General features: G+C 53.1%; 11 protein-coding genes and 1 tRNA gene. 7 read left to right on the plus strand and 5 right to left on the minus strand.

Annotated features, from left to right (window positions below):
* Positions 1–17: 17 nt before the first annotated feature.
* The 4 genes from ACZ47H_RS03790 to ACZ47H_RS03805 form a co-directional block, all read right to left on the minus strand.
* Entirely contained in the window at positions 18–1,256 is a 1,239-nt protein-coding gene (locus ACZ47H_RS03790) for an acyl-CoA dehydrogenase family protein (RefSeq protein WP_464933861.1), read from the minus strand.
* 3 nt (positions 1,257–1,259) lie between these two features.
* A complete protein-coding gene (locus tag ACZ47H_RS03795) occupies positions 1,260–1,982 on the minus strand; it encodes an acetoacetate decarboxylase family protein (RefSeq protein ID WP_464933862.1) in 723 nt (240 codons plus the stop codon).
* Positions 1,983–2,147: 165 nt separating this feature from the next.
* A complete protein-coding gene (locus ACZ47H_RS03800) occupies positions 2,148–3,071 on the minus strand; it encodes a TIGR00341 family protein (protein ID WP_464933863.1) in 924 nt (307 codons plus the stop codon).
* A gap of 30 nt (positions 3,072–3,101) precedes the next feature.
* Positions 3,102–4,145 (minus strand): 2-hydroxyacid dehydrogenase, encoded by a 1,044-nt coding sequence (locus tag ACZ47H_RS03805; RefSeq protein WP_464933864.1) that lies wholly within the window; start codon positions 4,143–4,145, stop codon positions 3,102–3,104.
* Positions 4,146–4,359: 214 nt separating this feature from the next.
* Between ACZ47H_RS03805 and ACZ47H_RS03810 the strand changes: the two genes are divergently transcribed.
* From ACZ47H_RS03810 to ACZ47H_RS03820, 3 genes are all read left to right on the plus strand, one after another.
* Positions 4,360–5,031: an MBL fold metallo-hydrolase gene (locus ACZ47H_RS03810; protein WP_464933865.1), complete on the plus strand. Its 672-nt coding sequence runs from the start codon at positions 4,360–4,362 to the stop codon at positions 5,029–5,031.
* Positions 5,032–5,161: 130 nt separating this feature from the next.
* Entirely contained in the window at positions 5,162–6,286 is a 1,125-nt protein-coding gene (locus ACZ47H_RS03815; RefSeq protein WP_464933866.1) for an aminotransferase class V-fold PLP-dependent enzyme, read from the plus strand.
* A 123-nt stretch (positions 6,287–6,409) separates the two neighbouring features.
* On the plus strand, positions 6,410–7,672 hold the full coding sequence (locus ACZ47H_RS03820; RefSeq protein WP_464933867.1) for an MBL fold metallo-hydrolase: 1,263 nt from the start codon (positions 6,410–6,412) through the stop codon (positions 7,670–7,672).
* Positions 7,673–7,686: 14 nt separating this feature from the next.
* On the opposite strand, the gene ACZ47H_RS03825 is transcribed toward ACZ47H_RS03820, so the two are convergent.
* Entirely contained in the window at positions 7,687–7,920 is a 234-nt protein-coding gene (locus ACZ47H_RS03825) for a 5'-nucleotidase (RefSeq protein WP_464933868.1), read from the minus strand.
* Positions 7,921–7,996: 76 nt separating this feature from the next.
* Between ACZ47H_RS03825 and ACZ47H_RS03830 the strand changes: the two genes are divergently transcribed.
* The 4 genes from ACZ47H_RS03830 (at position 7,997) to ACZ47H_RS03845 (ending at position 10,844) form a co-directional block, all read left to right on the plus strand.
* Positions 7,997–8,071 (plus strand) — tRNA-Arg (locus tag ACZ47H_RS03830).
* Between the two features lie 348 nt (positions 8,072–8,419).
* The gene (locus tag ACZ47H_RS03835; RefSeq protein WP_464933869.1) at positions 8,420–9,058 is read left to right on the plus strand and encodes a penicillin-binding protein activator; all 639 of its coding nucleotides are present in this window, start codon (positions 8,420–8,422) and stop codon (positions 9,056–9,058) included.
* Positions 8,976–9,929, plus strand: a complete 954-nt coding sequence (locus tag ACZ47H_RS03840) for a type 1 periplasmic-binding domain-containing protein (protein WP_464933871.1) — start codon at positions 8,976–8,978, stop codon at positions 9,927–9,929. Before ACZ47H_RS03835 ends, ACZ47H_RS03840 begins: the two co-directional genes overlap by 83 nt.
* 108 nt (positions 9,930–10,037) lie before the next feature.
* The gene (locus tag ACZ47H_RS03845) at positions 10,038–10,844 is read left to right on the plus strand and encodes an ABC transporter ATP-binding protein (protein ID WP_464933872.1); all 807 of its coding nucleotides are present in this window, start codon (positions 10,038–10,040) and stop codon (positions 10,842–10,844) included.
* The last annotated feature ends 2 nt before the right edge of the window (positions 10,845–10,846 follow it).

Consider the following 10,846-nt stretch of genomic DNA (forward strand, 5'->3'; position numbering starts at 1 on the left):
TGGAATATATTCTCCCATCACTGAATGCGGTCTATTATCCTCTCTGTGAAGGTGAGCCTGTTAACCTCGTTCGTCCCCTCATAGATCTGTATGAGCTTAGCATCCCGTAGGAGCTTCTCTACTCCCATCTCCCTCATATAGCCTAGGCCCCCGAACACCTGTATAGCTTCTAGAGCGTTGTGGACTGCGGCGTCGGCGCCCACCACTTTCGCGATGCTCGAGTCTTCTATTGGCGGTGGGAACTTCTCCTCTAGGATCCTTGACACGTTGTAGATTGTGTGCTCGGCAGTTGCAGCTTTCTCTAGCATGGAGGCGATCTTCATCTTTACAGCCTGGTGTTCTATTATTGGCTTCCCGCCCTGCACTCTGCTCTTAGCGTATAGTATTGCCTCCTCTAGACTCCTCTTAGCTATACCAAGGCCTATCGCTCCCACGGGGGCCCTGCTGTATGAGAGGGTGATCTCTGCGACCTCCCAACCCATGCCAGGCTGGCAAAGCACCCTCTCCTTGGGTATCGAGACATCCTCGAACACGAGCTCCCCAGTGGGGCTGCTCCTGTGCCCCATCTTATCGTAGACTGTTTCAACCTTGAACTCGCCCTTTTCAACCACCATACAAGTCATTGTCTCCCTTGGCCTCTCCTTGTCGGCCACGGCGAAGACGGTTACGTAGTCGGCTATGGGGCCGTTCGAGATAAAGATCTTCCTCCCAGTGAGCCTATAGCCGCCATCACCCTCCGGCCTCGCCACTGTCACGTATTCGGGCCTACTACCCGGCTCGATCCTCTCATAATCGCTCCCTGCGGTAGGCTCTGTTATGGCGAAGGCCCATACCTGCGGGTCTCCCCGTTCATCGGAGGAGGCGAATGGGGCTAGCCACCTCCTCCATGATTCACCTGCGTCGAAGACTCCAGCTATGAATACGGGTAGTAGTCCGAGCCATACTGCCCCCACACTCGTCGCCGCGCCAGCGTCATAGTATGATATGATTTCTAGACTGTTAGAGCCCAGGTAGGTGAGGGACCCTGCGCCTCCCAGGTCCTCTGGGACAATTAGGCTGAGCAGCCTGATCTCGCTGGTCTTCTTGATAATCCTCCTAGCCTCGATTAGAACCTCTTTCTCGCTAGAATTGTCCAGTTTGCCTGCTATTGGTGCTATGTTCTCCTCAGCCCACTCCCGGACGGTTTTACGGAATATTCTGGTCTCGTGGTCGTGTGGGTAGAAGGTCTCCTCTAGCAGTATTCCCCTCGCGAGCAACCGCTATTCCCTCCTTATGATCTTGTCGACGCCCAGCTCCATGTCGAAGAAGGCGTAGAATCCGTCGGCAGTGCTAGATATCCCTAGAGCTCCAACGTCATCCTCTGCCCCGCTCTCGAGCCTGATATCTGCTCTACCAGCCCACGCCTTAACGCTATCCATCGCCTTATGGAACCATACCTTAGCATGCCATGCCACGAGATCCCTTACTTCGCCTTCACCCTTAACGGGCGGGAGCACCCTCGTGTTCAGGAGCGGGGTCCCCTCGCTCGAGAGTAGGCTGGTGAGGAGGTCTTTGTCCGCCACGTACTCGGGGGTCACCTTGACCTCAATCCTCATCCCAGCCCTGCTAGCTGAGCCTACAATGCTTCTACCCTGCCATTCCAGGCTTATCCTTGCAAACTTCTTGGGGGCTCCGGCACCTTCGCGGCCAGCCGCGAGGGCGATGTCATTGTCGACGTAGATGTATGGGATGTAAAAGTAGGGATCCCCTCCCACGTATACTTGGAGGGCTATGAGGGCCTCATTATAGGGTCCCAGCGTTGACCGAGGGTATCTAGCTACCCACACCGCACCCATGACTTCATCTCCTAGAACGCTCACTCCTCTAGGGAGCAGTCCTCTAACAGATTCGGCCTTGAAGAGTGCGAGGCCTATAACAGCCTCTACATCCCAGTAGAGCCAGGGAGGGTCTGGGTATAAGGGAAGAGTCGAGCTAGAAGGCATAATAGGCACCATGGTAACTTGGCCTCTGCTGATTAAAATGTGTTGACTGTGGGATAGTCCCTTTTAGGTTTAGATGGTCTCAACGGTATCATCTACCTCGTAGGGTCTAAGAATGTAATTAGGGGATTCTGTACTCAAACAACCTATAACAGTGGATGCCAGGCTCTAACTCTGCTTACCCACTGCCAGCAGTACTCTTATAGTCAGGGTCCCTCCAGCTAGAAGCCCCGCTACATTATACATTATCAGTTCCAAAGAGCCCGGCGCTAGGGCAGGATTAGCAGCCACGCTCCACCCTAGAGTAGCTGATGGGGGCACTATGGCGGCTGCTATAGCAACTCCTGTCAAGGCTTCAGTCACATTCGAGGAGACCGCTACCACGCTCGCAGCGCCTAATAGCATGGCGAGTAACAGGTCTGATAGGCTCGCGCGGGTTCTCAATAATAGCTCCCTAGTCGCTCCTAGAGGGGCTCCAGCAGCCTCTGCAGCCAGGCTTACTATTAGTGTAGAGGTGAAGGCTAGTGCTAGGAGTATTGTAAGTGTACCTATGCTTCTCAGGGCAGTCCTCTCATCGCCGAGGTTTACTGCTACGGAGAAAGAGTAGATCGGCGCCAGTATTGGCGATATGAGCATGGCCCCTATGATCACGTAGGGATTGTTGTTTGCAAGCCCTGCAAGAGCTATTATGCCTGCCAGCGCGACTAGGAGGACCTGTGCAGGATAAAGTGATGACTTCTCCACCGCCTCCTCCTGGAGGGCTGGAAGCGGTCTCGCCAGCAATCCCCGCGCCAGCTGCCGGAATCTCCTCCCAGTAGTCTTATAGGGCCTTCCAATACCGGTTTCAACATCCACTACTATTACCGTATTCTCCCTTCTCCGAAGATCAAGTACTCCAGCCAGGCCCTCCAGTATGCCCACTAGGGCGTGGACGGGGGCATAGAAGGTTACCCGGCAGACTCTACCGGAGCCTCCCATCTCAACTAACTCCTTATACCAGTAGAGCTTCTCGGATTCGAGGTAAGTGGTCACATTCTCACATGAATCGAGGGCGGCGTAGACTTCGACCTTCTTCATGCTGGTGGTTATCACTTATCACCTCGCGCCTAGGCCAAGCCCTTTCTAGGCGCTCCTATAGGCTGTTCTAGCCATCTCAATAACCTTATCAATACCTGGAGCCCCCCACGGGCACCTTTTACATCCCCTCGAGACCGGGTTCCACACGCATCCGTGTGCTAGGTAGTCTCTTGCCTGTAGGAGTGCTAGGATGGCGGTCCCAACCCTTGACTCTAGGCTTGCACCAGCCATGTGGGGGGCTAGTATGAACCTAGGGTCTCCTGTAAAGGAGAGCCTCTCGTCTCCTGGTGGGATGGGCTCCTGGGGGTGCACGTTTAGGACGAAGAAGAGATCCCTCCTCTCACGCGCTACTCTAACCACAGCGCCGAGCTCCTCCGTCCCACCCCTCCCGATGTTCACGTAAACCGCGTTCTCGGGCAGCCTGCGGAGGAGGCTGTAGGTTACTAGGCCCCTGGTCTCCCTTGATAGGGGGAGGCTGTTCACTAGTATCTGTGAGTGCTCGAACAGCTCCTCTAGAGGGACCCTCCTCGCCCCGAGAGCCTCCAGCGACGGCTTCGCACTCCTCGAATAGTATAGGATCCTGGAGACTCCGAGGCCATGTAGCTTTAAGGCTATGCTCTGCCCTATCCTCCCAGCACCAAGGAGTCCCAGGCTCCTACCCCTCACCAGGAAGCCTGCTAGGTAAATCGGCCACCCTTCCCTATACCATTCTTCCACCGCATTGTGCCTCGCGATAACCTGCCTATACGCTGCCAGTATTCCTGCGACTGCATACTCTGCCACCGCCTCAGTGATGATCTCCGGCTGGTTCGCTACGCAAACCCCTCGCTCCCCTGCCGCTTCTACATCTATGTGATCATAGCCGCTGCTCCGTGTGATTATCAACTCTAGGCAACCGGGATCCTCGAGCATCTCTCTCGTTACTGGCATGAAGGAGGCTACAAGGACCCTCGACCTCTTAGCGAGCCTCCACGCTTCATCCACGCCTAGCCGGGATGGCGGAGAATAGACCCTGACCCCGTGAACAAGGCGGAGTAGAGACTCGCTTAGTGGAGTATTAGATACGATATCATACTCGCAACCAGTCAAAACACCATACACCTCGCAAGGGGGGAAAGCGGCATTCCAGACCATGTAGGCGGCCTATGGGGTAAAATAGGCGCGCATAAGCCTCCCTAGTATGATAGGCCTCCGAAGCGATCGGGCTTGCTACACCAGGGTTAAAGAATTGGCTGCCTGCCACGAGAGCGAGGCCAGGACTAATGATAACTAGTTAATCCGCCTCTCATATTCTAGTTTGGGGATGGCCTTGAGGCTCGTCGTCCTCAACGATAACGAGCCATCTCCTGGACTGGTTAATGAGTGGGGATGGAGCGTACTGGTGGAAAGCAGGTATAGGATCCTGTTCGATGCTGACACAAAACCCTGCGTTCTAGAACATAATTCAAGGGTTCTAGGAGTGAGGCTTGAGGGATTAGACCTCGCGGTATTAAGCCACTGGCATTATGACCACTATGGGGGACTCCCACTTATAGGCCAGCTTAATAGGGGGATCCCACTCTACGCCCCTCCAGATGGGAAGAGCAGGGAGGCTCATCGATGGGGCTTCAACGTGGTTAACGTGGAGGGTCCCGGCCAGATAGTAGATGGGGTGTGGACAACTGGCCCCGTGGATGGATTCGAGCAGGCTATTGGAGTAGAGGCTTCAAATGGCCTCGTAGTCCTGGTGGGTTGCAGTCATCCCGGGGCAAACGTTCTCGTGGAGAGGGTGCTTTCTGCCTCAGGGTATAGTAGGGCCTACCTTGTGATCGGGGGATTCCATTATCCCTCCAAGAGGGTTCTTGATAGGGTCGCCTCCATGACTGAACTATTATCTCCCGCACATTGCAGTGGAGACGATGCTAAATCTTATGTCAAGGCGAGGTATCCGAGCAAGTACCTTCCAGTCGCTACTGGCAGCGTGGTTGAACTTTGAGCGGGCAGTGTTGGAAACCCCGGGTTGGGGTCGAGGATAAAATCGTGCTCATACACTGGGATCGATTCCCAGGGGTGGGTCTGGGCTGGAAGGGATTACCGAGGATTTCTCCAGCAGCCTCCCTAAGGGGATGCATTACCTAAATACCGCCTCCCTTGGATTGCCTCCAAACACCTCAATCGAGGAGTCGATGAGGGCCCTCGAGTTAACAGTAAAGGATCCTGGGAGAGCGTCTAGCCTACTCTCCGAGGAGATAGCGAGGCTTATAGACCTCACAGCGGGGCTCTACGGGTTCGAATCGCGACGTATAGGAGTTGGGGAGTCGACTAGCCACTGCATCTATAAGTTGGTTGCCGCGCTGGAACCGGCTAAGGTGGGCTTTAGTAGCGAGGAGTTCCCCGGCGTCGTCATGATGGTTAACTCCTACTGTAAGAGGGCTGGCTGCGAGGTTGGAGTCTATGAGGGGAGGATAGAGGAGGCTGTGGAGAAGGCTGTGGACGATGGCTCGGAGGTGGTAGTGGTCTCAGCAGTATCATGGGTTACTGGGTATAGGACTGACCTAGCCCGAGTAGTAAGGTATGCTCATAAGAGGGGGGCCCGGGTAGTGGTTGACGCTGTACAGCACTTTGGGGGCCTGAGCCTGAGGGAGGGGGAGAATGAAGCCGATGGATACGCTGCGTTTGCAAAGAAGTGGCTCTTAGCTCCTCACTCAACGGCTGCTGTGTGTGTTGTTGGAGAGGAGCTCCTTGACAAGACGCCGCCCTACTATGGGCTAGGGAACGCCGTCATAGATGATTGGGAAGCATACTGGGAGGATCCCAACAAGACCTGCATAGACACGCCGCCCCTGAGAGGCGATGGGCTGAGGTTTGCGGCGCCCACCGGTGTAAGCTTACCCAGCATAGTTGCGGCTAGGGCTAGCATAGAGTACTTGCACCGGTTGGGGATCAAAAGGGTGGAGGAGCACATCCTGGGTCTAGCAAGGGTTCTGGCGGAGGAGCTGATGTCCTATGGGCTGAGGGTCCCTGCAGTGGAATACTCGTTTGAGAACCTGAGCGGGATAGTATCATTCGATGCCGGGGGAGTATTCCTGAACAAAAAGCTGTACAAGGAGCTATTGAAGCGCGGGTTCAAGGTTAGCTTGAGGGGGCAGGCTGGAGTCTCCGCGGTGAGGGCATCCCTCCACGTCTACAATACCATAGAGGATGTAGAGAGCCTCGTGAGGGCCGCGAGGGAGGCGGCAGGGGAAATCTAGCCTCCGCCTCCAATGGTTTTCCTATATTAGCTTTACCGAGCCCGTTCAACATAAAGGCATACGATGCAATATGAGACGCCCAGTTAGGGGTGGAGAATAGAATAGTGGAGAAGGGTGCAGAGAGTGGTAAGGATAAGGATACTAGGTAGTGGTAGAGAGGTTGGAAGAGCGGCGGTAGCGGTTGAGAAGGACGGGCGTATCCTCCTCATGGACTACGGGACAAACTTCGACGAGGAGGACAGGCCCGTATTCCCCGCTCACGTGAGGCCGAGGGACCTCGACGCCCTAGTAATAACGCACAGCCACCTCGACCATGTAGGGGCTGCTCCAAGCCTCTACATTTCAATGACGCCGAAAGTATACGCTACACCAGTTACCTTCGACGTGTCGAGGCTCCTCCTATACGATATGATCAAGCTGAACGGCCCCCACCTACCATATGATGAGGCAAGCGTTGAGGACATGCTGAAGGCTGGGGAATCGGTAGGGTACTATAAAGAGGTTGAAGCCGGCCAATTCACATTCCAGTTCATATATAATGGCCATATACCTGGCAGCGCCGCGGTCCTAGTAGAGGCGGACGCCCACAAGATCCTCTACACAAGCGATATGAACACAGTCACAACCAAGCTAATGGAGCCCGCGAGATTCTCGGGGGTCGAGGCTGACACGGTTATAGTAGAGTCAACCTACGGCTCAAGCAACCACCCGCCGAGAGAGGAAACCGAGAAGCTCTTCTACGAGTCCGTGGAGGAAGTTGTAAGGAAGGGGGGAACCGTACTCGTACCATCATTCAGCGTATCCAGAGGACAGGAGATAATGTCAATACTGGCTGAGAGAGACTTCAGCTACCCCGTATGGGTTGACGGGATGATCAGGCAGGTAACCGAGCTATACCTGGCCCACGGCGAGTATGTTAGGGACCTCAAACTATTATCGAAGGCAGCGTCGATGTTTAAAATGGTGAGGGGTTGGCAGGATAGAAGGAAGGCCTACAAGAAGCCTGGAGTGATAATCGCCAGCGCAGGCATGCTGAAGGGCGGACCCAGCCTATACTACCTCAAAAAGATGGCTGGAAGCGAGAAAAACGCGGTATTCATGGTCAGCTACCAGGCGGATGGAACGCCTGGAAGACAGATACTCGAAACGGGAACCTACGGTGAGGAGGAGCTTCCTGTAAGGGCTAGGGTGCAGTGGTTCGACTTCTCCAGCCACACAAACCAACAAGGCATACTAAAGGCGTTATCCTCCATATCCGGGGTAGAGAGGGTCATACTAGTACACGGGGACCCCGAAAACCAGGAAGCGCTCAAAGAGAAAATAGAAGGCACACTAAACGTTGAAGTATTAACGCCAGAAAACAACGAGGTAATAGAGCTAGACTAGCAGTCCATCCCAGCCTACTTCTTAACCTCGCGAACCTCCCCGGTGTCGATAAAGACTATCCTGGGGCACTTCAACTCCTTAACCAGCTCCTCCACCTTATCCTTCTCAACCTTAATAGTGTAGAGGACCCTTCTAGTCCTAGCCTTAATCTTGGCCACATTACCCTTCCTCGCATATTTGACGCGGCACTCTAGAGCCCTGGAGCTTATCTCTACAAACTCGTTCCAATCCTTGATCTCCACCGGCACGCTTACACCACCCCAGCCAATTCAACCCCCACAACTAGATTAAAAACTACAACCAACCCCTCCCAATATTACAATGGGGCCCGTAGCTCAGCCAGGATAGAGCGCCGGCCTTCGGAGCCGGAGGCCCCGGGTTCAAATCCCGGCGGGCCCGCTACAATCTTAGCATAAATTGTGTCGTGATTTATCAGATAGACTATTGGAATGCGTAAATTTAGGATTAGGTGGTACTCTCTAGGCTTGTTGGAAAAGATAATGGAGCCGATGGACTCTGAATAGTTATTTGCACGGGTATTTTCATTTATTTTTATTGAATTATAGATTTATATTTATAATTTTCCTATATGCATGATGAGTTATTAATATCTGAGTCCTTTGAAGTATTAAATTATATGTGTTGTAGGGTTTTGTAATATGCAAATAAGTCTATCATATGGCATTAAGGTTTTTATGCTGTTAAAAGACATGATACTCCCCAAGGATACCCACACGGGTGGGAAACATGGTTAGCGGTAAATATAGGGTATTGAGTATAGTGTTGATAACGCTGCTAGTCGTAGCACCTTTACTCTCATCGGCCTCGTTCAGGGTCGCCAAGGCAAAGCCTGTAACAATTACAATTGGTGCTCTACTACCATTGACTGGCGACTTGCAGAGTTATGGTGAGAGGGAGCAGGTCGCCGTAAAATTCGCGGTTGACGAGATGAACAAGTACCTTGAGGAGAATAATGCCTGGTTTAGGCTAAAACTCATAGTCGAGGATACGCAGACAAAGCCGGATATCGCTGTTCAAAAGTTCAGCGACCTAGTAGCGCAGGGTGTCAAGTTTATAGTCGGCCCATTTACAAGTGCAGAGGTTAAGAAGATTAAGGACCTAGCTGACCAGAACAATGTCCTTATAATAAGCCCATCGAGCACGGCCATATCTCTAGCGATCCCCAACGACAACGTGTTCAGGTTCTCTCCAGCCGACAATGTTCAGAGCAAGGCGACCTCTAAGACACTCCAGGATGCCGGAATCAAGGTTATAATCATAATAAACAGGGCCGACACATGGGGTGAGGGACTCAAGCAAGCCATCATCGATGCGGCTAAGGAGAGGGGGATCGAAACAGAACAAGGTCTTCAGCTACAATGCTGAGAGCCCCGACTTCCCAGGAATAGTCACCCAGGTAAACGATGAGATAGGGAACCTCCTCAAACAGTACAAGCCCAGCGAGATTGGAATAGTGTTCATAGGCTTCGACGAGGTCGCACAGCTCTTCAGCATCGCCGCTAAGTATCCCAACCTTAAGAAGGTACCATGGTTCGGGAGCGACGGAACCGCCCTACAAACAGAGATAACCTCCAACCCTGTCGCAGCCCAGTTCGCCTCTGACGTACTCTTCATCAACCCAATCTTCAGCCCCGCCGCCACCAACGAGCAGGAGAAGGTGAAGCAGTATGTAGTGCAGCAGATCGGCGTCAAGCCCGACGCCTACTCCTACGCCGCCCACGATGCAGTCGTTGCGCTTGCCCTTGCCATACTACAGGCTGGCCCTACCGATGACATGGACCAGCTGGTTAACAAGGTAAAGGAGCTCCTCCCACAGATCACGACAAGCGACAAGTTCGCACAGTTCGCTGCAACAGGGAAGTTCCCCCTCAATGACGCTGGCGATAGGGCTACAGCCGACTACGACTGGTGGCTTGTCGCGAAGGTCGGTGACAAGTATGACTGGGTGAAGGCAGGCACCTATAAGGGTCTCGAGGACAAGAACGTATTCACTCCTCTAGACGTGTTCGGCGGCAAGACCTATCTCGAGGAGCTCCAGGCAGTATTCGGAGGAGGGGCAGGCGGAGCAACCACTACCACTACAACAGCTGCCACTACATCTGCAACCACAACATCAGCTGGGACCACTGGAACTGGCACCGCCAAGGCCGGGGGCAGCAACACGGGTCTAATCATAGGTATAATAATACTGATAATAATTATCATAGTGGCTGCAGCATTCGCCTTCAAGAAGTGATTTTTCCTATTCTTTAACTCTTTTTCTTAGTTGAGCATAAATATCCATTCTCGCGCAATTGTGGTTCGAGAATCCCACTTAGCCGGGATAACTCGAGGTGGGTAAAGGGTGAGCAAAGGTGTCGGAGAATATCAAGTCCAGCGGGACACGGGGCAAGATTACATACTTTGGACTGAAAATATAGTGAAGAGGTTTGGGGGCATAATAGCATTAAACAAGGTAAACATTAAGCTAAGGAAGGGAAGGATAACCCTATTGATAGGACCCAATGGCAGCGGTAAGACGACTCTGGTCAATGTGATCTCCGGGTTCCTCGTCCCCGAGGAGGGGAGAGTAGTTTACAAGGGGAGGGACATAACCAGGCTCCCCCCACACGACCGCGTGAAGATGGGTCTTGTTAGAACCTTCCAGATCCCAAAGCCCTTCCAAAACCTAACAGTATTGGAGAACGTCATGGCCGCTGCTGAGGGAAACCCAGGGGAGAACCCCTACATTGCACCAGTATATAAGGGAAAGTGGAGGAGGTTCGAGGAAGAGCAAACAGAGAGGGCTCTTGAGATACTCAAGTGGGTCGGCTTAATCCATAAGTGGGATTCTAAAGCAAGCGACCTGAGCGGCGGCCAGCTCAAGCTACTAGAAATCGCTAGAGCCATAATGAAGGGAGCAGATACGATAATAATGGATGAGCCCGCGGCAGGCGTGAACCCCGTCCTAGTACACGACCTCTTTTCAAGGATTATCCAGCTTAGCAGGGAGAGAAGTGTAACCTTCCTTATAATAGAGCATAGAATCGGGCTTGTAGGCAAGTACGTTGACTACGCCTACGCTATGAATATGGGAGAGGTAATCAGCGAGGGCGAGCCTGAGAAGGTCTTCAACGATCCTAATGTCCTGGAAAGCTATCTGGGGGGATAGGC

It is taken from the genome of Thermodiscus maritimus (genome assembly GCF_055382595.1).

Coding starts and splice junctions, on each gene's coding strand:
- ACZ47H_RS03795 (WP_464933862.1), bottom strand. CDS start 1,982: ATGCCTTCTAGCTCGACTCTTCCCTTATACCCAGACCCTCCCTGGCTC.
- ACZ47H_RS03810 (WP_464933865.1), top strand. CDS start 4,360: ATGGCCTTGAGGCTCGTCGTCCTCAACGATAACGAGCCATCTCCTGGA.
- ACZ47H_RS03815 (WP_464933866.1), top strand. CDS start 5,162: ATGCATTACCTAAATACCGCCTCCCTTGGATTGCCTCCAAACACCTCA.
- ACZ47H_RS03835 (WP_464933869.1), top strand. CDS start 8,420: ATGGTTAGCGGTAAATATAGGGTATTGAGTATAGTGTTGATAACGCTG.